General features: G+C 51.8%; 19 protein-coding genes and 8 tRNA genes. 5 read left to right on the plus strand and 22 right to left on the minus strand.

The annotated features are described in order from the left end of the window. The first annotated feature begins 142 nt into the window (after window positions 1–142). The 3 genes from ACXAGQ_RS04540 (at window position 143) to ACXAGQ_RS04550 (ending at window position 4,440) form a co-directional block, all read left to right on the plus strand. A complete protein-coding gene (locus tag ACXAGQ_RS04540; protein ID WP_475254662.1) occupies window positions 143–1,843 on the plus strand; it encodes a LytS/YhcK type 5TM receptor domain-containing protein in 1,701 nt (566 codons plus the stop codon). Then, window positions 1,840–2,553 carry a two-component system response regulator BtsR gene (gene btsR, locus ACXAGQ_RS04545; protein ID WP_475252153.1) on the plus strand — a complete coding sequence of 238 codons (714 nt, stop codon included), beginning with the start codon at window positions 1,840–1,842 and terminating at the stop codon, window positions 2,551–2,553. The genes ACXAGQ_RS04540 and btsR overlap by 4 nt, the downstream gene beginning before the upstream one ends. Window positions 2,554–2,955: 402 nt before the next feature. Then, window positions 2,956–4,440 carry a carbon starvation CstA family protein gene (locus ACXAGQ_RS04550; protein WP_107300789.1) on the plus strand — a complete coding sequence of 495 codons (1,485 nt, stop codon included), beginning with the start codon at window positions 2,956–2,958 and terminating at the stop codon, window positions 4,438–4,440. Between the two features lie 270 nt (window positions 4,441–4,710). Here ACXAGQ_RS04550 and ACXAGQ_RS04555 read toward each other — a convergent pair whose 3' ends face one another. The 6 genes from ACXAGQ_RS04555 to ffh all read right to left on the minus strand — a co-directional run bounded on the left by ACXAGQ_RS04555 (window position 4,711) and on the right by ffh (window position 9,416). Continuing rightward, complete coding sequence (locus tag ACXAGQ_RS04555; RefSeq protein WP_475252155.1) at window positions 4,711–5,586, minus strand: hypothetical protein; 876 nt, start codon at window positions 5,584–5,586, stop codon at window positions 4,711–4,713. Between the two features lie 309 nt (window positions 5,587–5,895). Then, complete coding sequence (rplS, locus tag ACXAGQ_RS04560) at window positions 5,896–6,249, minus strand: 50S ribosomal protein L19 (protein WP_107351786.1); 354 nt, start codon at window positions 6,247–6,249, stop codon at window positions 5,896–5,898. Window positions 6,250–6,285: 36 nt separating this feature from the next. Continuing rightward, complete coding sequence (gene trmD / locus ACXAGQ_RS04565) at window positions 6,286–7,032, minus strand: tRNA (guanosine(37)-N1)-methyltransferase TrmD (RefSeq protein WP_475252157.1); 747 nt, start codon at window positions 7,030–7,032, stop codon at window positions 6,286–6,288. 21 nt (window positions 7,033–7,053) lie between these two features. Further along, window positions 7,054–7,608 carry a ribosome maturation factor RimM gene (rimM, locus tag ACXAGQ_RS04570; RefSeq protein ID WP_475254664.1) on the minus strand — a complete coding sequence of 185 codons (555 nt, stop codon included), beginning with the start codon at window positions 7,606–7,608 and terminating at the stop codon, window positions 7,054–7,056. Further along, window positions 7,608–7,856, minus strand: a complete 249-nt coding sequence (rpsP, locus tag ACXAGQ_RS04575; protein WP_039468642.1) for a 30S ribosomal protein S16 — start codon at window positions 7,854–7,856, stop codon at window positions 7,608–7,610. The genes rimM and rpsP overlap by 1 nt, the downstream gene beginning before the upstream one ends. A gap of 183 nt (window positions 7,857–8,039) precedes the next feature. Continuing rightward, window positions 8,040–9,416: a signal recognition particle protein gene (gene ffh, locus ACXAGQ_RS04580; RefSeq protein WP_475252159.1), complete on the minus strand. Its 1,377-nt coding sequence runs from the start codon at window positions 9,414–9,416 to the stop codon at window positions 8,040–8,042. 210 nt (window positions 9,417–9,626) lie between these two features. Here ffh and ACXAGQ_RS04585 point away from each other — a divergent pair, with 210 nt between their 5' ends. Beyond that, the gene (locus ACXAGQ_RS04585; protein ID WP_475252161.1) at window positions 9,627–10,424 is read left to right on the plus strand and encodes a cytochrome C assembly family protein; all 798 of its coding nucleotides are present in this window, start codon (window positions 9,627–9,629) and stop codon (window positions 10,422–10,424) included. A 77-nt stretch (window positions 10,425–10,501) separates the two neighbouring features. Beyond that, window positions 10,502–11,779: an HlyC/CorC family transporter gene (locus ACXAGQ_RS04590; protein WP_475252163.1), complete on the plus strand. Its 1,278-nt coding sequence runs from the start codon at window positions 10,502–10,504 to the stop codon at window positions 11,777–11,779. A 119-nt stretch (window positions 11,780–11,898) separates the two neighbouring features. On the opposite strand, the gene luxS is transcribed toward ACXAGQ_RS04590, so the two are convergent. The 16 genes from luxS to ACXAGQ_RS04670 all read right to left on the minus strand — a co-directional run bounded on the left by luxS (window position 11,899) and on the right by ACXAGQ_RS04670 (window position 23,279). Beyond that, window positions 11,899–12,417: an S-ribosylhomocysteine lyase gene (gene luxS / locus ACXAGQ_RS04595; protein ID WP_475252165.1), complete on the minus strand. Its 519-nt coding sequence runs from the start codon at window positions 12,415–12,417 to the stop codon at window positions 11,899–11,901. Between the two features lie 126 nt (window positions 12,418–12,543). Continuing rightward, a complete protein-coding gene (locus ACXAGQ_RS04600; protein ID WP_475254665.1) occupies window positions 12,544–13,146 on the minus strand; it encodes a transglycosylase SLT domain-containing protein in 603 nt (200 codons plus the stop codon). Window positions 13,147–13,284: 138 nt separating this feature from the next. Continuing rightward, window positions 13,285–14,853: a glutamate--cysteine ligase gene (gene gshA, locus ACXAGQ_RS04605; RefSeq protein ID WP_475252167.1), complete on the minus strand. Its 1,569-nt coding sequence runs from the start codon at window positions 14,851–14,853 to the stop codon at window positions 13,285–13,287. 160 nt (window positions 14,854–15,013) lie between these two features. Next, window positions 15,014–17,878: a M16 family metallopeptidase gene (locus tag ACXAGQ_RS04610; RefSeq protein ID WP_475252169.1), complete on the minus strand. Its 2,865-nt coding sequence runs from the start codon at window positions 17,876–17,878 to the stop codon at window positions 15,014–15,016. 12 nt (window positions 17,879–17,890) lie between these two features. Next, the gene (locus tag ACXAGQ_RS04615; protein WP_475252171.1) at window positions 17,891–18,322 is read right to left on the minus strand and encodes a YqaA family protein; all 432 of its coding nucleotides are present in this window, start codon (window positions 18,320–18,322) and stop codon (window positions 17,891–17,893) included. A gap of 118 nt (window positions 18,323–18,440) precedes the next feature. Then, window positions 18,441–19,571: a sodium ion-translocating decarboxylase subunit beta gene (locus tag ACXAGQ_RS04620; protein WP_475252173.1), complete on the minus strand. Its 1,131-nt coding sequence runs from the start codon at window positions 19,569–19,571 to the stop codon at window positions 18,441–18,443. A 9-nt stretch (window positions 19,572–19,580) separates the two neighbouring features. Continuing rightward, a complete protein-coding gene (oadA, locus tag ACXAGQ_RS04625) occupies window positions 19,581–21,365 on the minus strand; it encodes a sodium-extruding oxaloacetate decarboxylase subunit alpha (protein WP_475252175.1) in 1,785 nt (594 codons plus the stop codon). A gap of 69 nt (window positions 21,366–21,434) precedes the next feature. Continuing rightward, window positions 21,435–21,686, minus strand: a complete 252-nt coding sequence (locus ACXAGQ_RS04630) for an oxaloacetate decarboxylase subunit gamma (protein WP_475252176.1) — start codon at window positions 21,684–21,686, stop codon at window positions 21,435–21,437. Between the two features lie 585 nt (window positions 21,687–22,271). Next, window positions 22,272–22,348 (minus strand) — tRNA-Arg (locus tag ACXAGQ_RS04635). Window positions 22,349–22,385: 37 nt separating this feature from the next. Next, window positions 22,386–22,462 (minus strand) — tRNA-Arg (locus tag ACXAGQ_RS04640). Between the two features lie 49 nt (window positions 22,463–22,511). Next, window positions 22,512–22,588, minus strand: a tRNA-Arg gene (locus tag ACXAGQ_RS04645). A 37-nt stretch (window positions 22,589–22,625) separates the two neighbouring features. Continuing rightward, a tRNA-Arg gene (locus ACXAGQ_RS04650) sits at window positions 22,626–22,702 on the minus strand. Window positions 22,703–22,752: 50 nt separating this feature from the next. After that, window positions 22,753–22,829, minus strand: a tRNA-Arg gene (locus tag ACXAGQ_RS04655). Window positions 22,830–22,917: 88 nt separating this feature from the next. Next, window positions 22,918–22,994: transfer RNA gene (locus ACXAGQ_RS04660), tRNA-Arg, on the minus strand. 42 nt (window positions 22,995–23,036) lie between these two features. Then, window positions 23,037–23,113, minus strand: a tRNA-Arg gene (locus ACXAGQ_RS04665). Window positions 23,114–23,202: 89 nt separating this feature from the next. Next, a tRNA-Arg gene (locus ACXAGQ_RS04670) sits at window positions 23,203–23,279 on the minus strand. Window positions 23,280–23,306: the final 27 nt, after the last annotated feature.

Below are 23,306 nucleotides of genomic sequence, written 5' to 3' on the forward strand. Positions count from 1 at the left end.
TAGCAGGCTTGAGGTAATGATTGCAACACCATGTAAAGAAAAAAACCCACTGTAAACCTAAGTTTACATGCATGGCTTTTTTGGCGCTATCCATCAAAGCCAGTTACCATAATGGCAATGCCCACTCGCACTCCCAATGGCAATGGAACTGATTTTTTCTCTCTTACAGCAGCTCAGCGTGTACCTGGTACTGGCCTACCTGCTTAGCAAAACCCCGCTGTTTATGCCTCTGACCTCTATCTCAGGCCGGCTGTCACAGCGCTTTACCTGCTACATCCTGTTTTCCCTCTTTTGTATTTTAGGCACTTACTTCGGATTACACATAGAAGATGCCATTGCCAATACCCGCGCAATTGGCGCAGTGATGGGGGGATTGCTCGGCGGGCCTGTTGTTGGCTTTGCTGTCGGGCTAACCGGCGGCCTCCACCGCTATACCCTTGGCGGCTTTACAGACCTGGCCTGTGCGATTTCCACTACTGCCGAAGGACTGATTGGCGGGATCATGCACAGTTACTATGTCCGCCGTGGACAGGCTGATCAAATCTTCCGTCCGCAAGTGGTATTTGTGATCACCTTGGTGGCCGAAATCGTCCAGATGCTGATCATCCTTGCGGTTGCCCAGCCGTTTGAAAAAGCCCTTGGGCTGGTCAGCGCTATAGCCCTACCAATGGTAATCGCCAACTCGGTTGGTGCGGCGTTTTTCATGAGTATCATCCAAGACCGCAAAACCATTTACGAAAAATACTCGGCGGCGTTTTCCAGCCGGGCACTGAAAATCGCCCAGCGATCGGTAGGGATCTTCAGCCAAGGCTTCAATGAAGAGAGCACTAAAAAGATCGCCAAGATCATCTATGAAGAAACCGGTGTCGGTGCCGTTGCAATCACCGACCGAGAGAAGATCCTTGCCTTCATCGGTATCGGTGATGATCACCACTTGCCGGGTACGCCGATATCCTCCGGCTACACCCGCCGCGCCATTGATGGCTGTGAGTTGGTCTACGCCGATGGCTATGATATCCCCTACCAGTGCTCGCTCCATGAGAAATGCAAACTCGGCTCAGCATTGGTGATCCCGCTAGTCGGCGGCAACCATGAGGTATTGGGAACTATCAAACTCTACGAGCCAAAGCGTAAGCTGTTTTCTACCGTCAACCTTACTCTCGGCGAAGGGATCGCCAAACTGCTGTCCAACCAGATCCTAACTGGACGTTATATCCAGCAACAGAATCTGCTTACCCAAGCAGAGCTGCGTCTGTTGCAGGCCCAGGTCAACCCGCACTTCCTGTTCAATGCGCTCAATACCATCAACTCGGTGGTCAGGCGCGACCCGGACAAGGCGCGCCAGTTGATCCAGCACCTGTCGCAGTTCTTCCGCCGTAACCTCAAGCAAAATATCGAGACGGTCACCCTACAGGAAGAATTGCAGCACATCCATGCCTACCTGGAAATTGAATTGGCACGCTTTTCAGACCGGCTCAGTGTTGAGGTAAATGTCGCTAACGAGTTGATGGCCATGAAGGTACCCACCTTTACTCTCCAGCCGCTAGTCGAGAATGCGATAAAACACGGTACTTCATCACTACTGGAAAATGGTAAAATTTCCATCAACGGTTTTGTCGAGCAGGATCACGTCATCCTCGAAGTCGAGGACAATGCAGGCAACTATGCCCCTGTCGGGGAAGAAAGCGGCCTTGGTATGAAAATTGTCGACAAGCGCCTAAAGAACATGTTTGGTAAGCAATATGGCCTGACCATGACCTACCAAACCCACGAATGGACCCGGGCAACCATCAAGCTGCCCGTTGAGACCCTCACACACCGTAACGGAGAGCATGCGGCATGATTAAGGCCCTTGTCATTGATGATGAAAAATATGCCAGGGAAGAGCTGATCGACCTGCTGGAAGAAAATGGGTCGGTCGAGGTGATCGGCGAGTGCAGCAATGCCATTGAAGCCCTAAAGAAAATCAATGCCCTCAAGCCCGATGTGATTTTCCTCGATATCCAGATGCCGCAAATTACCGGTATAGAGATGCTGAGTATGCTCGACCCCGATACCATGCCCAAGGTAGTTTTCGTGACCGCCTACGACGAATACGCCCTCAAGGCGTTCGAAGACAATGCCTTTGACTATCTGCTCAAGCCAGTGGAAACCTGCCGCCTGACCAAGACCATCAAGCGTTTGGTGCGGGAATGCCTACCCGCCGACTACTCACCACTTATCAGTGACATGCTGGAGCTTATTCCCTGCAGCGGCCACAACCGAATTTTGTTGCTTCGCCCCGATGAGATCGAAGCCGCTTTTTCTGACTTGAGCGGCGTCCACGTCGTCAGCAGCGATACCAAGGCAACCACCCAGCTGACGTTAAAAACGCTGGAAGAAAAGACCCCGTTGATCCGTTGTCATCGCCAATATTTGATCCACCCCACCGCCATCAGGGAGATCAGATTATTGGAAAACGGCCTGGCTGAAATTACCACGCTCAGCAACCACCAAGTCCCAGTAAGCCGCCGCTACCTCAAAGAGCTCAAAGATCGCTTCGGGTTAACCTGAGCCCATTTTCTCCCGCCAAGGAAATAGCAGGGGGAACGCCTCCCCTGTCCTTGGCTATCCCGTTATAAGTAAAGCCCCAACACATCCAAGTTACCCGTCCAAAACCGGCCAACTGGCAAGGTTCAGGGCACAATACCCTGACAATGATCACGGAATTAAAATTCCCCCTTTCACCGCTTAATCCTCGGTAAAACCGCTCACCCAACTCGATAAAACCGCTTAATGGCTTTATCGACCACTCACCCTGCCATACAACCACTCACCCCTTTACCGGGTGAATATTGAACCCAAGCGAGTAGGATGGCAGCTATTAAAATAAGTTTTGCGCAGTTGCCGAGGGTGTTGAGGCAAAGGACGCAAAGCTATACCAACCCCACTCCAATAGGATTAGAGAGACAAGATATGGCCTGGTTTCTGATGTGTGTCGCGGCGCTGGTAGGTGGCTACTTCATCTACGGTGCATTTATTGAAAAGATCTTCGGTATCAACGAAAAACGCCAGACGCCTGCTTTTAGCAAGCAAGACGGCGTTGACTACGTTCCAATGTCGAACAAGAAAGTTTACCTTGTTCAGCTACTTAACATTGCCGGTGTTGGCCCGATTTTCGGCCCAATCATGGGTGCCCTTTACGGCCCAGCCGCGATGCTGTGGATTGTACTAGGCTGTATCTTCGCCGGTGCCGTACACGACTACTTCTCAGGCATGCTATCAGTTCGTAACGGTGGTGCGTCTGTACCAACCATTACCGGCCGCTACCTGGGCAATGGCGCAAAACACTTTATGAATATCTTTGCCATTGTTCTTCTGCTGCTTGTGGGTGTGGTTTTCGTTTCAGCACCAGCTGGCATGATCACTAACCTGGTGAACGAGCAAACCGGCATGGGCATGTCGATGACAACCATGGTGGTTATCATCTTCGCTTACTACATCATCGCGACTATCGTCCCTGTTGATAAAATTATCGGCCGCTTCTACCCGCTGTTCGGCGCGCTGCTAATCTTCATGTCTGTTGGCCTTATCACGGCTATCGCCTTCTCGAGCGAGCACACACTGCTTGGCGATTACGAGATGAGCCAGATGTTCACCAACATGAACCCGAATGACCTACCACTATGGCCTGCCCTGTTCATCACCATCGCTTGTGGTGCAATCTCTGGCTTCCACGCAACCCAGTCTCCGCTGATGGCACGTTGTATGGAAAACGAGAAGAACGGCCGCTTCGTCTTCTACGGAGCAATGATTGGTGAAGGTGTTATCGCCCTTATCTGGTGTGCTCTAGCCCTGTCTTTCTTCGGCTCAGTTGAAGCACTGTCTGACGCGGTTGCCAACGGTGGCCCAGGCAACGTAGTTTACAGCTCGTCTATCGGTCTACTAGGTGTATTCGGCGGTATCATTGCTTTCCTAGGCGTGGTTATCCTGCCAATCACTTCTGGTGACACAGCGTTCCGCTCAAGCCGCCTGATCCTGGCTGAGTACTTCAACATGGAGCAGAAGTCACTGCGCAACCGCCTGCTAATGGCACTACCACTGTTCGTTATCGGTGGCATCCTGACCCAAGTTGACTTCGGTATCATCTGGCGCTACTTCGGCTTTGCCAACCAGAGCACCGCGGTAATGATGCTATGGACCGCTTCGGCTTACCTACTGCGCCACAACAAGCTGCACTGGGTGACGACTGTTCCAGCCATCTTCATGACCACGGTATGTATTACCTTCATCCTGAACAACGGCCAGCTAGGTTTCGGCCTACCAATGACGGTATCGACTATCGCAGGTATCGTAGGCTCACTATCTATCGCCGGCTATGTTATCAAGCGTTCTAAAGGCAAAGGCGAAACAGACCTTGCTGACGAAGAGAACGTCGAAGGCAGCACAGAAACCGCGTAAGTTTTCACTTCCCCCTAAAACACAAAAACCAGCCGCAAGGCTGGTTTTTTTATATCTGGGCTCTGGGCTCTGGGCTCTGGGCTCTGGGCTCTGGGCTCTGGGCTCTGGGCTCTGGGCTCTGGGCTCTGGGCTCTGGGCTCTGGGCTCTGGGCTCTGGGCTCTGGGCTCTGGGCTCTGGGCTCTGCAAAGGTTATTTTTCTATTATGAATATAAACACAAAAAACCAGCCACCAGGGCTGGTTTATCATAATGAAGAATCAGTTTTCTCGATTAAACTTCAGGAAGCTCTTCGTCTTCAGTAGAGAAGATCACTTTGCCGTCGATAGAGTACTTTTCAAGTACTTTTTCTTCTGTCCAGCTCCATGATCCTTCAATATCTTCACCCTCTTCGAGAGTTACAGACTTAACTAAAAGGCCTGTTTCTTTGTCAATCCAATGCTCTAAAGTTTCAGTCATTGTTTCAGCTTCACCCTCAAAGTCAGCATCCGTTGTTGTCTTAATTGTAAACGAGCATGCATTTACTTCTTTACCAAGGATATCAACTTTATCAAAGCCATTAAAAGTTACACTACGCTTGCTTTGTCCCCAGGTATAACGAAATTCCTGTCCGTCCTCAACCTCAACCCATGTCGTAGTATAAGAAGCAGGTGTTGTTTCACCTTCTTTAGAGCCAAATAGCCATTGTGGTGCTGCAGGAGAATTTACATCAGAATCAAAATTAACGTCGTCAGATTCCATGTCACCAGCATATGACACCGATGCTGATTGCTCATCGATTACATAGAAATTTGAATTCGTCCATTGGCCACTACGTGACTGTTGTGCACGGCGTGGTTTGGCTTCGGCCTCTGATCCAAATGGAGTTTCTGAGTAAGCATATACACGTTCGACCTGTGTAATTGTTTTATGCTCATCAAAATCAACACCGTTAGTGATAGCTAGTCGCTCTGTACTATAAGCATCATTGTCATAACGCCACTTCACTTCATGAGTGCCATCTTGCCAAAGCACTGGGTTGAAACATACTTCTGCTTCACCGCCAATAGGTAGGTCTAGGTCTTTATCATCACCAGAACTTGAAGAGCCGCCACAGCCGGCAAGAAGAGCAGTCGCTACTGCTACAGACGCAATTGTAAATTTATTCATTATTAGTAACTCCTATGTATATAGCGTTACTAATCATCCTGAATGAAGACTGAGCCGCAATGCATCATTCATTTCAATATGTAAAATACGAATAAGATATAATCAAAATTTATATTATTTTTGACTTCGCCCTGACATTTGCAATTTTACGCTTTTAAATCAATAACATAAAAATGAATGCATTGCACTTATTCACTTTTAAGCACATAAAACCCCACCTGCATCAGATAAATATAAACCCATTTTTCACGCATAAAAAAAGCCCACCTTGCGGTGGGCTTTTTCAATAAACGTCTTACGCGTCGCGAATTACTTAGAAGTAAGCTTCTCGCGGATACGTGCAGATTTACCTGAACGCTCACGTAGGTAGTACAACTTGGCACGACGTACTGCACCACGACGTTTAACAGTAATGCTGTCAACGATTGGAGAGTGAGTTTGGAACGCACGCTCAACACCTTCACCGTTCGAGATCTTACGAACAGTGAATGCAGAATGTAGACCACGGTTACGCTTAGCGATTACAACGCCTTCGAAAGCCTGTAGACGCTCGCGGTTACCTTCTTTTACCTTAACTTGTACAACAACAGTGTCACCTGGTGCGAAAGTTGGTAGGTCTTGTTTTAGTTGCTCGTCTTCGAGCTGCTTAATGATGTTACTCATTGGTATTTACCCTAGAATAAACTGATACTAAATTAATTAAATGCTTGCTTTATGTTCGCGGATAAATTCCGCCAGCAAGAATTCCTGATCGTCAGTCAGAGCTAGATTTTCCAGGAGCTCTGGTCTTCTCAGCCAAGTTCGGCCCAGCGATTGCTTTAATCGCCAGCGGCTAATGTCCTTGTGGTTGCCGGACAACAAGACCTTAGGGACTTCCTGCCCGTCCAATACTTCAGGACGCGTATAATGGGGGCAATCTAACAAGCCATTTGCGAAAGAATCTTCTTCCGCTGACGCAAAGTCACCCAGTACACCCGGAACAAACCGGACGACTGCATCAACCAAGGTCATGGCCGGCAGTTCACCACCCGTCAGCACAAAATCTCCGATAGACCATTCTTCGTCTACCTCTTGTTGGATAATGCGCTCATCTACCCCTTCGTAGCGGCCACAGATAAGAATCAAGTTCTCGTTCTGTGCCAGCTCCTCAACACCCGCTTGATCAAGCTTACGGCCTTGAGGTGACAGGTAAATCACTTTAGCCTGGCCATCTACAGACTTTTTGGCAGTGTGAATGGCATCGCGCAAAGGCTGTACCATCATCAACATACCCGGTCCGCCACCATATGGTCGGTCATCAACCGTCCGGTGTTTGTCGTGGGTAAAATCACGAGGATTCCACGTTTCCACTGACAAGAGGCCTTTTTTTACCGCCTGGCCTGTTACCCCAAAATTGGTAATGGCATTAAACATGTCAGGAAACAGGCTGATTATGCCTACCTTCATTTGTTCACCTATTACCGGGGATTAAAATCCAGGATCCCAGTCAACTTCGATCCGCTGAGCAGTGCGATCAATCGACTTGATGACCTGCTCATCGAGGAACGGGATTAAACGTTCCTTCTGGCCAAAAGCATCTTTCAGGTTGGCTTTCACCACCAAAACGTCGTTGGAACCTGTTTCCAGGATGTCAGTGACTTTACCTAGGTCGTAACCTTCAGTAGTCACCACTGTCATTCCATACAACTCACGCCAGTAGAACTCGTCGTCTGACAGTGCTGGTAGTTGTTCCGCCAATACGTAGACTTCAGCGTTAGTGAACATCTGTGCATCCTCACGGATATCCAGACCTTCTAGCTTAGCGACTAACCCCTGACCATGGCGTTTCCACGATTCAACGCGGAACTCCTTCCACTCACCCTTAACTTTGATAAACCAAGGCTGGTAGGAAAAAATGCTTTCAGCTTCTTCGGTGTAAGAAAAAACTTTGAGCCAACCCTTGATGCCATAAGTGGAACCAAGTTTGCCAACAACAATGCGGTCTTGTGTACTCATCGCTTCTCTATTACCTGGCATGCTAATTAAGCCGCTTTAGCAGCGTCTTTGATTAGCTTAGCTGCGCGGTCAGACACAGTTGCGCCTAGACCAACCCAGTGGTTAACACGGTCAAGGTCAAGACGTAGACGTTCTTCCTGACCCTTAGCTAGCGGGTTGAAGAAACCAATTTTTTCAATGTTACGACCGTCGCGAGCAGCGCGAGAGTCAGCAACAACGATTTGATAGAATGGACGCTTCTTAGCGCCGTGACGTGCCAAACGAATGGTAACCATATCGTCCTCTTTGCATTACTGTAAATGAAATCGGCCCCGCCAGGGATACTAACGGGGCCCGTGCCAAATTAAGCTCGGGAATTTTACTCTTTAAACTGACGAATGCAACCGCTTTAGCTAAATTTTCACCAGTAAAAGTAGGTTGACTTTCCCAAGTTCAATGATTTAGTGGAAGATTGTCGCTTAGCGACCGAACATTCCGCCCATGCCACCACCCGGTGGCATCATGCCTTTCATGTTGCGCATCATGTTCTTCATGCCGCCCTTCTGCATCTTCTTCATCATCTTCTGCATCTGGGTGAACTGCTTGAGCAGGCGGTTGACGTCCTGCACCTGGGTACCCGAACCCATAGCGATACGCTTCTTGCGCGAGCCTTTGATCAGCTCAGGGCGCTCGCGCTCCTTCGGCGTCATCGAGTTAATGATAGCTTCCATCTGGTTGAACATCTTGTCGTCAACCTGATCTTTGACATTGTCTGGCAGCTGCGACATACCCGGAAGCTTGTCCATCATGCCCATCATGCCGCCCATGCTCTTCATCTGCTGCAGCTGGCCGCGGAAATCTTCCAGGTCGAAGCCTTTCTTCTCTTTGAATTTTTTTGCCAGCTTCTCGGCTTTTTCCTTGTCGACGTTACGCTCTAGATCTTCGATCAGAGACAGTACGTCACCCATGCCAAGGATACGAGACGCTACGCGGTCTGGGTAGAACGGCTCTAGGGCATCGGTCTTCTCACCAATACCGAGGAATTTAATTGGCTTACCCGTAATGTGGCGAACAGACAGCGCCGCACCACCTCGGGCATCACCGTCGACCTTGGTCAGGATCACACCGGTAAGAGGCAGGGCTTCGTCAAACGCTTTCGCCGTATTGGCCGCATCCTGACCCGTCATGGCATCAACCACGAACAGGGTTTCGACAGGATTGATAGCCTTATGGACATCCTTGATTTCATCCATCATTTCGCCGTCAACGTGCAGGCGACCCGCGGTATCGACAATCAGGACATCATAGAATTTCAGCTTGGCTTCAGCGTGTGCCGCGGTAACGATATCTACCGGCTTCTGATCGGGCGTCGACGGGAAGAAGTCAACATCCAGATCGTTGGCAAGGGTTTCCAGCTGCTTGATCGCTGCAGGGCGGTAGACGTCGGCAGACACTACCATCACTTTCTTCTTCTGTCGCTCTTTGAGCAACTTACTCAGCTTACCGACACTGGTGGTTTTACCAGCACCCTGCAGGCCCGCCATCAAGATAACCGCTGGCGGTTGACTTGCGAGGTTCAGGTCTTCATTACCTTCACCCATAACCGCTTCAAGCTCAGCCTGAACGATCTTGATAAATTCCTGGCCCGGAGTCAGGCTCTTCGATACTTCGGTACCTACCGCACGTTCTTTGACGCGCTTGACGAAGTCACGGACAACAGGAAGCGCAACATCAGCCTCGAGTAACGCCATACGTACTTCACGCAGCGTATCCTTGATGTTGTCGTCCGTCAGGCGACCACGGCCGCTGACATTCTTAAGCGTTCGCGATAAACGCTCCGTTAAATTTTCGAACATGTGCTACTCGCTCGTTACGCAACTAATCGATATGATCTGGCTAGTATAACGCAATCCTTACCCTGCTTTCATGCCCTGACGGACACTTTCACTGTGATATCCCCTGATAAAACCGCTTCAGTATGCCATTGATCTCGCTTTGCCATGGCGAGAGGGCGGCTAGCAAGGTATAATTGCGAACTCTTACCATCTTAAATAGTTAAGTTTACTATGGATATGTTGATTGCCGTCATAGCGGCATGCCTTTACTTTCTTGCCCTAGGGCTGGTTGTACCGGGCCTCACCAACAGCAACGGTATCAAGACCAAGCCGGTCTTTGTTTTTGCCGTGGCCGCTATTGCCCTGCATATCCTGCTGCTCAAAGATCTCATTCTGGGTGGACAGGGACAAAACCTCAGTATTTTGAATGTGGCCTCGCTGATCAGCCTGCTGATTGCCGCCATTACTACCGGTGCCATGCTGAAGATGAGGGTCTGGTTCCTGCTGCCTGTGGTCTATAGCTTTGCCGCCATTAACCTCACTGCGGCAACGTTCCTGCCGGGCGCGTTTATCACCCACCTGGAAACCCACCCAGAAGTGCTGCTCCATATTTCGCTGGCGCTGTTTTCCTACTCGACCCTGATGATTGCGACCCTGTACGCAATCCAGCTGGCCTGGTTGGATCACAAGCTTAAGAATAAGAAGAGCCTGCTGATAAACCCGAACATCCCTCCTTTAATGATGGTTGAGCGCCAGCTTTTCAAGATCATTTTAGTCGGAAATTCCCTGCTGACTGTCACCTTGGTCACCGGGTTCATCTTCATCCAAGACATACTGGCCCAAGGCAAAACCCACAAAGCCCTTTTCTCACTGCTGGCGTGGTGTGTCTATTCCGTCCTCTTGTGGGGCCACTACCAGAAAGGCTGGCGCGGACGCCGGGTTGTCTGGTTCAGCATGGTCGGAGCCTTCCTGCTGACGCTGGCCTACTTTGGCAGCCGCTTCGTCAAAGAAATCATTATTGGGGCATAAATCCATGCCCCATTCATTGACACCCGGTTCGTCTGGGTACAAAGTTCAAGTAACAGAAACGTTAAGGAAATAGGTTTTTGGACGATATATCCACGGGGGTTCTATTCTCCCTCCTGATATTGCTTCTTGTGATCTCCGGATATTTTTCCGGCTCTGAAACCGGAATGATGTCTCTCAACCGCTATAAGCTGAGGCATCAGGCTAACCAGGGGCACCGTGGGGCGAAACGGGTCGAGAAGCTCCTTGCGCGCCCAGACAGGCTAATCGGCCTGATCCTGATTGGAAATAACCTCGTCAACATTCTTGCTTCGGCGATCGCAACTATCCTCGGTATGCGCCTCTACGGTGACATGGGGGTTGCCATTGCAACCGGTGCCCTGACCCTTGTCGTTCTGGTCTTTGCCGAAGTCACCCCGAAAACCCTTGCGACGCTCTACCCGGAGCGGATCTCCTTTGCCAGCAGCATCGTACTGAAGCTGCTGATGAAGCTGCTCTACCCGCTGGTATGGTTTGTCAACGGCATCACCAACGGCTTCCTGATGCTACTCGGCCTTAGGGTCGACAAGGCCAATGACGGCAAGCTCAGCTCGGAAGAGCTGCGCACCGTGGTGAATGAAGCCGGAGGGTTAATTCCCCGCCGCCACCAGGATATGCTGCTGTCAATCCTCGATTTGGAAAATGTCACGGTGGAAGATTTGATGGTGCCGCGCAGTGAAATTGCCGCTATCAACGTCAATGATGACTGGAAGTCGATCGTCCGCCAGCTCAGCCACTCGGCACATGGCCGGATTGTGCTTTTCCGCGATACCATCGACGAGGTGGTCGGCATGCTGCGGGTACGCGAAGCTTACCGCCTGATGATGGACAAGAATGATTTCAGCAAAGAAAACCTGCTGCGTGCGGCGGATGAAGTGTATTTCATTCCTGAAGGTACCCCGCTCAATATTCAGCTGCTGAAGTTCCAGCGCAACAAAGAGCGCATTGGCCTGATTGTCGATGAGTACGGCGATATCCAGGGCCTTATCACCCTTGAGGATATCCTGGAAGAAATTGTTGGTGAGTTTACCACCTCAATCAGCCCAACCTTGGCCGAGGAGATCACGCCGCAGCCTGACGGCAGCCTGATGATCGAAGGCAGCGCCAATATCCGTGACTTGAACAAAAGCCTCAATTGGGTACTGCCCACCGACGGCCCTCGTACCCTCAATGGTTTGATCCTGGAGCACCTTGAAGATATCCCGGACAGCCAACTGAGCATTGAAGTGTCTGGCTACCAAATGGAAATCATCGAGGTGTCCGACAATATGATCAAGCAGGTGCGGGTACTGCCCAACCAGCTGAAGAAGACAGGCTAACCTTGCCTTCCCGACTCAACAAAAAAGCCGGCAACCGCCGGCTTTGTTTTATCTAAAAATCAGTGATATCTAAATCAACGATTGCAACGCGCCTTAATCGCGAAGTGGCTTAACGCCAGTTACTTTACGCTAAGCTCTTGCAGCATCGACTCTGGCAGCGCCAACTCATCATTTTTGTTAACAGCAATACCTTGGTCAAGGATATAGCGGGCAATATCCTTAGCTTCATCTAGCGAGTGCATGCTGTAAGTGCCGCACTGGTACTCGTTAAGCTCTGGGATCTTGTCCTGCGACTCAACCTTGAGTACATCCTCCATCGCCGCTGTCCAGCTGTCAGCAACCTGTAGCTCGCTGGGCGTACCGATAAGGCTCATATAGAAACCGGTACGGCAACCCATTGGCGAAATATCGATGATTTCTACCTGCTCGGAATTAAGGTGGTTACGCATGAAGCCCGCGTACAAATGCTCGAGTGTGTGGATACCGCGCTCACTAAGGATATCGGCATTCGGGCGGCAGAAGCGAAGGTCGAACACCGTGATGGTATCGCCTTTCGGGGTCTGCATCGTCTTGGCTACCCTTACGGCAGGGGCATGCATTCGGGTGTGGTCAACGGTGAAACTATCTAATAGAGGCATTGCTTCCTTACTCCTTGGCCTAGTAACGGGCACAACCAACAGCCCGCAACTTAGAATCGTATTAAAAGTTATATCACACCGCAGCAACCCAGCAAGTGGGTTTTGCGATTGCCTAATAGGCAGGTGTTAAAACGGCCACCAGCTGCGGTTATTCTCCAGCTCTTGGCGACACTGCTTGAGCTGCCAGCCATAATCCTTGGCCTGTTGCTCCACCCGGCGGGACACCCGTAACAGAGTGGGCTTGGACTTGTAGGTACCGCGGCGGTAGCCGCCACGGCCATCGTGGTAGGCCAGATACTGGTTGTAGGCATCCCACTTGGATATCCCCAGCTGACGCTGGGTTTCATGGGTATACCAGCCGATAAACATCAGCGAATCGGCAAAATTAGTTCGGGAGCCGCCATTACCTGTAGCTTTCTGGTAATCCGACCAAGCCGGATCCTGTGCCTGGGCATAGCCATAGGCACTGCTGACCCGCCCCCATGGGATAAACCCCAAAACATAGTTCTTGGGCGGTCTGGCATCATGGCGGAAGCTGCTTTCCTGTTTGACAAACGCCATCGCAACTTGCATAGGCGTCCCCCACTCATCTTCCATATCCAATGCAGCCTCGTACCATTTCGGGTACTCGCGGAAGATATTACAGAGGTTGGCGTGGTCTTTGGGAGGAGGTGTAGCGCAGCCTGAAAGAATAACAGCACTAAAAAAAATCAGCGCCATCCGCGACATGGTAGGTTTTGCAGCCTTTAATTGGGCAAACATGGAACTTCACGCCATCCTTGTGGTCAGAATATATGACAGCAGCCAAGCGCTGCTGTCATCCCTGCGAAATGAATTATCGGGCAGCAAGGTCGCTGCCCTCTTTTTTTATTTTATATCAGCGAAATACTCATCAAGAAACGCATCAAAAGACAGCTCGTCACTGCTTTCTATCTGCTTTTGTCGCTCGACTGACTCTACCGCTTCCTGCTCGAACACATCCGCCGAATAGAACTGATACTGGCGATCATTAAGGTTAGCAGCATGGCCGGCAGCCAGGTTATCACCCACTGCACCAATGCCATCCTGCTTGCGAATAGCATCAAGCAACTGTGCCGACAGCGTCAGCTCCGGCTGTTCGATCCATGTTTGCAGGCGGGCCAGCGTATCCTGGTAAGCATCGTTTCCTGCAGCGGCATCCATCGCCTTGGCGACATCAGCCAACTCGCCAAAGACACGGGTACCCCAGTCTTTGACTGACAAACGTTCGCCGTTACAGCCAATCTTAAGCATTAGATCAGGGTTACGGCCATCAAGTACTACACGGTTCCAGTTGTCACGCCAGCATTCTAACTCGGCGTCATCCATCGAAGCCGATGGTGACAGCACAGCCCAGGTCAGGAACATATCCAGAAAACGCACCTGATCAGCAGTTATGCCAATCGGGCTGAACGGGTTTACATCCAATGAACGAACTTCGATATATTCAACCCCGCCACGGCTCAAGGCTTCTGACGGCTTTTCACCACTCTGTGCCACACGCTTAGGGCGGATAGGTGCATACAGCTCGTTCTCGATCTGCAATACGTTATCGTTCAGCTGGCGGTATTCTCCGTCAACCTTAACGCCGATCTTGGCAAATTCAGCAGATGGAGTACGGATCGCCTTTCTCAAGCCATCGAGGTACTGCTCCAGCCCATTGAAGCCAATCTTGAGCGAACTTTGTTCATGGTTGGTGTAACCCAGATCGCTCAGGCGCAACGCGGTGGCGTTTGGCAGGAAGTAAGTACCGCAGCCGATCTTCTCGAAATCTAGGTTCGATTCGGTATTCTCGAGGAAAGATCCGCACAGTGCCGGGGATGCCCCAAACAGGTAAGGGATCAGCCAACCAAAACGGTAGTAGTTACGGATCAAGCCAAAGTAAGCATCGGAAACAGCCTCTTGGCGTTCTAGCTCCGGCTGCTCACCAAACAACTCGTCCCAAAAACTGTCCGGGAAGGAAAAGTTAAAGTGCACCCCAGAGATCACCTGCATGATGCTGCCGTAGCGGCGCTTGAGGCCCTCACGGTAAAGGGTCTTCATCTGACCGCTGTTAGAACTGCCGTACTGGGCAAGGGTGATCTCATCTTGATCCCCGACCACACATGGCATCGACATCGGCCAAAGTTTTTCGTTGCCCAGTTTGCTGTAGGTAAACTGATGAATATCACTTAGCTGAGACAGCAGGTGGTCAACATCCTGAGAAACAGGGGTAATAAACTCCAGCAATGGCTCGGCAAAGTCTGTCGTTACCCATTTATTGGTCAATGCCGACCCCAGCGCTGCCGGATGCGGCTCACCGGAAAGCTTGCCGTTTGGGGTAATACGCAGGGCTTCACGCTCAAGGCCTCGCCCTAGTTGGGTTAGGGCATCAGGATTAGCCGCAACTTTTTGCAGCCTTTGTGAAAAATCCATCACTGTGCTTCTCAATCTTCAACAACTCAGTCCGGTAGATTAATCATAAATGATCCTGATTACCATGATTATTACATCGAAACTCTTTTACCTAGGAGTAACAATCACACATACCGGGCCGATAACAAAAAAGAAAGCCGGCACAAGGCCGGCTCTAGTAGGGTTACATGGTTGGCGAAAACGCCCTGACCGGCAAACCCAGGGTTTCCAGCTGCGGTTCTAGGCTGGCGGCATCACCGACCACGATGATTTGGTAATCCGCCGGGTTGAACCACTTGGCCGCCAACTCATCAATTCTCGATTTGGTGATCGATGCGACGATTTCATTGCGGGTCTCGACAAAGTTCTCTGGCAGCGAGTAAGTCAGGAGCTGCCCCAGCAGCTGAGCCTTCTTACTTGGCGTTTCGTAGTTAAGGGCATCCTTCTGCCCCACCGCCAAGCGCATGAAGTTCAGCTCTTCGTCGGTCACCCCTTTGCTCGACATTTTCTCAAGCTCGGCCAAGAACTCCTTTATCGAGGGCAAAGTGGCATCCGCTCTGACTTGGGCATAGTAGACCGACAGACCAACTTCCTTGCCGCCGCTTTGGTAACCGCCGGCACCATAGGTGTAGCCCTTATCTTCGCGCAGGTTGAGGTTTATCCGACTGTTGAAATTACCCGCCAGGTTGAAGTTCGCCAGCTGGGTTTCATATAGCTCACCAGTGGCATCAAATGGCAGCCCTTGGCGCGCCAAGCGGATCACCGTTTGCGGTGCGCCCGGTTTGTCCACCAGCCATACGGTCTGCTTTGGCTGCGCTGGCAACTCCGGCGTGACATACGTCGGCTCCGGCATACCCTGCCAATCAGCCAGGAAGCCTAGCGATGAGGTCAGCTGGGTTTTGTCGATATCGCCAACCACGACGATATCCGCTCCATTCGGGGTATAGTAGCGGCGGTAGAAGGCTTTGACATCTTCCAGCGTGATCGACTCAAGCGACTCTTTGGTGCCTTCCGGCGGTAGGCTAAAGGAGGTACCACCGAACAGCACCTCGCGGGTCGCCTGCCCCGCCATCCATGCCGGGCGTTGGTGCTCGTAGATGATCCCTTCAAGCGCCTGCTGCTTCACACGGTCAAAGTCGGCCTGGTTAAAGGCTGGCTGGAACAAACGCTCCTGCATAATGTCCAGCGTCTCTGGCAAGAACTTGGTCAATGAGGTCACAGAGACCACTGTGCCATACTTGCCTGCCGAGAAACTGACTGTACTGCCCAAGCGGTCAAGGCGGGAAGACAACTCTTCCACTGTCGACTGCTGCGATGCTTCGGCCATCATGCTGGCCGTCATCTTGGCTAAGCCTGCCTTGCCTTCCGGCTCGAAACGGCGGCCTGCTGGTACAACCATTTGCACTTCTACCGTCGGGGTCTCGCGGTACTCAGTGCCCAACACCTTGATGCCATTGGCCAGCTCGAACTGGTACAACTCCGGCATCACCGCCTCTACTGGCGAAGATGGCTGCGGCATTACCGAACGGTCAAAATCATCGACGGCGGTGCGCATCTGCTTTTGCAATTGCTCTTCAGAGACTTTGGTGATTTCAGGAATAATCCGTGGCGGCGGCGTGAAGTTAGGCTTGGCCGCCTCAATGCTGGTCCGGCCTTTAGGAACCACACTGAGCGTCACAGTGGGATGCCCATTGATATAGCGCTCATAGGCTTGCTCCATGCTCGATGTCGTCACCGCACGCAGGTTGCCAAGCTCGGTTCCCAAATAACCCGGGTCATCAAAAAACGTCTCATAGGCAGCTAGCTGGGATACCTTACCGCTGACACTCTGCAAGCCAAAGATTGCATTGGCTTCCACCATCCCCTTCAGCTCTTCAAGCTCTTTGGTGGATACTCCACGCTCTTCAAGCCCATCAAGGATATCTGTCACTTCAGCGCGCAATTTTTTCAAATCGCCCTGCTTGCCACTCTGCCCAATCGCGTAGACGTACATGGTACAGGCTAGCTCGGCACAATCATGAAAAGCACCGGCATCGACCACCTTGCCGGTTTTCACCAGGTTCTGATACATCAGGCTATTGCGGCCACCGCCAATGACCCGGGCCAGCATATCGAGCGATGCTTCATCCTCTGCCCCGTTGTAGGAGGTCGGCCAAGCCATCAGCAGCATTGGCTGCTGGATCCTATCTTCCAGTGTTAGGTACAGATCATTCTCGACCGTCACCGGCTGCTTGGCAGGCTTATCTACTTCCGGCCCACGCGGAATAGAGCCGTAGTACTTGTTGATCCAATCCAGTGTCTGCTCGGCATCGAAGTCACCACCAACCGTCAACGTCGCATTATTAGGGCCATACCAGCGCAGGAAGAAGGCTTTCAGATCATTCACATCTACTCGGTTGAGATCCTCAATATAACCGATGGTCTGCCACGAATACGGGTGGGTACGCGGGAAAAGAGCCTCCCCCATACGTTCGTAAACCAAGCCGTAAGGGCGGTTTTCATAACGCTGGGCACGCTCATTTTTTACCGTGTCACGCTGGATTTCAAACTTACGCTGAGAGACTGCCTCAAGCAGGAATCCCATGCGATCAGCTTCCAGCCACAAGATTTTCTCAAGCTGGTTGGCCGGCACGGTTTGGAAATAATTGGTCCGGTCGCGGTTGGTGGTCCCGTTCAATGTTCCACCCGCTTCGGTGATCAGTTTGAAATGCTCCTGATCGCCGACATTCTCCGAGCCCTGGAACATCATATGCTCGAAGAAATGGGCAAAGCCGGATTTCCCCAGCTCTTCACGGGCAGAGCCGACATGATAGGTCATATCAACATGAACTAGGGGATCGGAGTGGTCTTCATGGAGCACCACCGTCAGCCCATTGGCCAGCTGGTATTTTGAATACGGGATCACCGGTGTATCAGAAGACGAACCAGCCTTGACCTGTTCAACGAATGTCACCCCTTGCGGTAACTCGGGCGCCCCGGCCTGTTGAGACTGTAGTTGGCTACAGCCTGCCAGTGAGATCAGCGCAATCCCCACTATCCACTTTTGCACTCAATGCCTTCCTTATAATAAACCTTGGACCAGCAAAGCTAGTACGGTATAACGCGCCGCTTTTCCCACCATGATAATGAAAAAGCTGAGCCAATGACGCATCCGCAGCCAGCCAGCGGCCAGACACAGCGGATCACCAATAACCGGTAACCAGCTGAAGAACAACGACCAGTAGCCGTATTTTTTTAGCCATAGTATTGCTTTATGACCGTGTTTTTCTTTAGAAGTTTTATCTGGCAGTAATCTACCCAGCCAATAGTTGGTCATTCCCCCCAGGGTATTGCCAATTGTTGCCACGGTAACTACCAACCACACAGCGTTGTCGCCTAGCTTCAGCGTCGCGATGAGGTTTGCTTCCGAGCCGCCCGGCAACAAGGTTGCACTCAAAAAGCCGGTGGTAAACAAGACCCACAGGGCTGACTCGCCATTAAATAACTCTAGCATTGATCGTTCTAGTTGATTGATATGGTTGCTGTACCTTACCCGATCTAAAGGCAAAAAAAACGGGCCCCCCCGGAGGATGCCCGTTTTAAATTGTTGCGATATTTTGCTGCCAGTCGGTTTAGCCTACCAACGCCAACAGGATACCTGCAGCTACCGCCGAACCCAGCACCCCGGCCACGTTCGGTCCCATGGCATGCATCAACAGGAAGTTCTGCGGGTTGGCCTCAAGGCCGACCTTATTGACCACCCGTGCCGCCATCGGCACTGCCGATACCCCGGCCGCACCAATCAATGGGTTGATATCTTCTTTGCTAAAGCGGTTGAGCGCCTTCGCCATCAACACACCGCCACCGGTACCGACACTGAACGCCACCGCACCCAGTAACAGGATACCCAGAGTCTCGAAGCGCAGGAACTGCTCGGCAGCGAGCTTAGAGCCAACCCCCAGGCCAAGCATAATGGTCACGACATTGATCAGCTCGTTCTGTACCGTATTCGACAGGCGATCCACCACGCCGGATTCACGCATCAGGTTACCCAGGCAGAACATCCCGACCAGTGGCGTTGCCGACGGCAGGAACAAGATCGTCATCAGCAACACCGCCAGCGGGAACAGGATCTTCTCCGTCTTGCTCACGTCACGCAGCTGCTGCATCTTGATCTGGCGCTCTTCCGGGGTCGTCAATGCCTTCATGATCGGTGGCTGGATAATCGGCACCAGGGCCATGTAGCTGTAGGCTGCGACCGCAATCGCCCCGAGCAAATCCGGCGATAACCGGCTGGCGAGGAAAATAGCCGTCGGGCCATCGGCACCACCGATGATCGCAATGGAAGAGGCATCAGCCAAGGTGAACTCCATTCCCGGAACGGCATTAAGCAAAATCGCGCCAAACAGGGTGAAGAAGATCCCAAACTGTGCCGCGGCACCAAGCAACAAGGTTTTCGGGTTAGCAATCAATGCCCCGAAATCCGTCATTGCCCCTACGCCCATGAAGATCAGCAACGGGAAGACACCGGTTTCGATACCGATGTAGTAGATGTAGAACAGCAGGCCACCCGGCTCGGTAAAGCCAGCATTGGGGATGTTGGCCAAAATCGCACCAAAGCCCATCGGCAGCAACAGCAAAGGCTCAAAGCCCTTGCGGATCGCCAAGAACAACAGGCCGGCACCGACCAGCATCATGATCAGCTGGCCGAATTCAAAGTTGGCAATCCCCGTCTCGTTCCAGAGAGTTAATAATCCGTCCATGGTACCCTCTTATGCCAGGCTCAGGATCGGCGAGCCGACTGCCACTGAATCGCCTTCCTTGACATGGAGATCCTGTACCGTACCGCTGCGGGCTGCACGGACTTCAGTTTCCATCTTCATCGCTTCGAGGATCACCAAGACATCACCTTCAGACACTTGCTGGCCTGGCTGGACATTGATCTTGAAGATATTGCCCGCCAGTGGCGCCGGTAAATCTTCGGCAGTACTCGCCTGTGGCGCTGGCGCCGGAGCGCTCGACGCAGCAGGTTCTACCGAGGTCAGCTCACCGCTTGGGCCAACTTCAACGTTGTACACCTGGCCGTTGACCTTGACGCTGTATGCTTCTATCGAGGCTGCACTTGCCGCAGGGGCTGGCTGGGCGGCAGGCGCTACTACTTCAGGTTCAGTGCCAGGTACTGGCTCAAATGCCTCTGGATTGTTGCGGTTTTTCAGGAAGTTCAAACCAACCTGCGGGAACAAGGCATAGGTCAGTACATCATCGACCTGCTCATCGGCTAGAGCAATACCCTCGGACTTAGCCTTGGCAACCAGGTCGGTGGTTAACGTATCTAGCTCAGCATCCAGCAAGTCTGCCGGGCGGCAGGTGATTGGCTCTGCCCCCTCAAGTACCCGGGCCTGCAGTTCGGCGTTGACCGGTGCAGGTGCCGCGCCGTATTCGCCTTTGAGTACCCCTGCCGTTTCCTTGCTGATGCTCTTGTAGCGCTCGCCAGTCAGCACATTGATCACTGACTGAGTGCCGACAATCTGCGATGTCGGGGTGACCAGCGGAATAAAGCCGAGATCTTCACGCACCCGTGGGATCTCTGCCAGCACCTCGTCAAAACGATCTGCCGCACCCTGCTCCTTGAGCTGGCTTTCCATGTTGGTCAGCATACCGCCGGGAACCTGGGCAAGCAGGATACGGGCATCGACCCCTTTTAGGCTGCCTTCGAATTTCGCGTACTTCTTGCGTACCTGGCGGAAGTAGCCGGCAATCGGCTCAAGCTGCTGCAAGTCCAGCTTGGTGTCACGCTCAGTACCTTCCAACATCGCCACGACGGTTTCCGTTGGCGTGTGGCCGTAAGTCTGGCTCATCGAAGAGATGGCGGTATCGAGGATATCCACCCCTGCTTCAACGGCTTTGACCGCTGTGGCCGTCGACAGGCCAGTGGTCGCATGGCAGTGCAGTGCCAGCGGGATATCACAGGAGGCTTTGATACGCTTGACCAGCTCTTCGGCCTCATAAGGCTTAAGCAGGCCAGCCATGTCCTTGATACAAATTGAGTGGCAGCCCAGGTCTTCAAGGCGTTTTGCCAAGTCTGTCCAGGTATCGAGGTTATGAACCGGGCTAGTGGTATAAGAGATTGTCCCCTGGGCATGGGCGCCGACATCAACCGCCGCTTTGACGGCTTTCTCAAAGTTGCGGACATCATTCATCGCATCGAAGATACGGAAGACATCCATCCCGTTGGCGTGGGCCCGCTCTACAAATTTCTCTACCACATCATCGGCGTAGTGGCGGTAGCCCAACAGGTTTTGGCCCCTAAGCAGCATCTGCATCGGGGTTTTCGGCATTGCCTGCTTGAGCAAACGCAGGCGCTCCCACGGGTCTTCACCCAAGTAACGGATACAGGCATCAAAAGTCGCACCACCCCAGGTCTCCAGTGACCAGTAGCCGACATCATCTAGCTTTTCGGCAATCGGCAACATATCTTCGATGCGAAGACGGGTAGCAAATAACGACTGGTGGGCATCACGTAACACGACGTCAGTGATCGCTAATGGCTTGGACATGCTCACAAACTCCTTGTAAAAAATACTTCCTAAAAAATCACAATGATCAAGCGACAGCAACGCTATCGACTAGGCTTTCTGCTCCCGGTAGCGATGTACCGCAGCGGAAATAGCCGCAACAACCTCTGGCTGTACGCCATTGTGATTAACAGCAACTGGTGATGGCTGGCGCGTTGCCGACACATCAGGTGTCTCTTTAGGCGCAATTTTGGCCAGCAGCTGCACTAAATAGATCAAAATACTGAGAAACATAAATACCACGACCATTCCGGTAATCATGATCGTCGCAGCTTCCCACAGCAAAGGACCTAGATCTGCCATAATGCTTCCTTTCATTCATTTTGTAATAGGCGGGTTAACAAATACCACGTTCAGTAAATTTATGTCAAATTGATTAACAACGCGCCAACGAATGGCGGTTATTTAACCTTTTTCTGGGGGTTTGATCGTAAAATTACATAATTGAGCCTAAATATGCATTCAATGGAGTAACCCCAGCTCTACTTCCTACCCTGCGATTTCACCACTTTTGCCCCACGGGCAGCACCAACCTAGGCACCACTCACTTTACGCCATATAAATTACGTTTACGTAAACGTAATCTTGCAGTGGCAAGTATTACAAAGTCATTGTTTTGTAACTTATATCATCGGTATAGCCAGATCTGTGATTCATCCCAAACCCTTCTCGATTGGTGCTTAGGAGCTAAAACCTTTGGGCTGCGGACACATAAAGGGGCGCGTAAAGGGGCAATACAGAGCAAGGAAGTCAAGAAAGCACGAGAAAAGAAAATGGTAGTAAAGGAAGCAGGAAAGGCTTTTTTTGGGGAAAAGCAGATTGGAGCAAAGGCAGATTGGGAGAAGGCAGATAGAAAAAAAGCCCAGCCGAGGCTGAGCTTTTCAATAATGGCGCGTCCGGGAGGATTCGAACCTCCGACCGCCTGGTTCGTAGCCAGGTACTCTATCCAGCTGAGCTACGGACGCGCAGGCAATGTGCTGCTGAGCAGTACATTTTGAATAATGGCGCGCTCGGGAGGATTCGAACCTCCGACCGCCTGGTTCGTAGCCAGGTACTCTATCCAGCTGAGCTACGAGCGCACACTTAATTCGGTTTTATAGCACCGCCAAAGGCAGTACGTTGTAATAATGGCGCGTCCGGGAGGATTCGAACCTCCGACCGCCTGGTTCGTAGCCAGGTACTCTATCCAGCTGAGCTACGGACGCGCAGGCAATGTGCTGCTGTGCAGTACATTTTGAATAATGGCGCGCTCGGGAGGATTCGAACCTCCGACCGCCTGGTTCGTAGCCAGGTACTCTATCCAGCTGAGCTACGAGCGCACACTTAATTCGGTTTTATAGCACCGCCTAGGGCAGTACGTTGTCAATAATGGCGCGCTCGGGAGGATTCGAACCTCCGACCGCCTGGTTCGTAGCCAGGTACTCTATCCAGCTGAGCTACGAGCGCGCAAAATCGGTTTTGGTTAGGAAATACCTAACAGCCAATGCGTTTCCGTCATTGGCATAAGTAGCAATCCATTGATACTTAGAAATAATGGCGCGTCCGGGAGGATTCGAACCTCCGACCGCCTGGTTCGTAGCCAGGTACTCTATCCAGCTGAGCTACGGACGCGCAGGCTATACATTCTGGCTAAGGCAGAACATATTAGAAGAATGGCGCGCTCGGGAGGATTCGAACCTCCGACCGCCTGGTTCGTAGCCAGGTACTCTATCCAGCTGAGCTACGAGCGCGCAGAATCTGTTTTCGGTTAGGAAACACCTAATGACCAATGCGTTTCCGACATTGGCGTAAGTAACAATCCATTGATACTTAAGAATAATGGCGCGTCCGGGAGGATTCGAACCTCCGACCGCCTGGTTCGTAGCCAGGTACTCTATCCAGCTGAGCTACGGACGCGCAGGCTTTCTTTCTCAAGCAGAACTT

The sequence above is a fragment of the Photobacterium sp. ABD4_091 genome, from assembly GCF_056160145.1.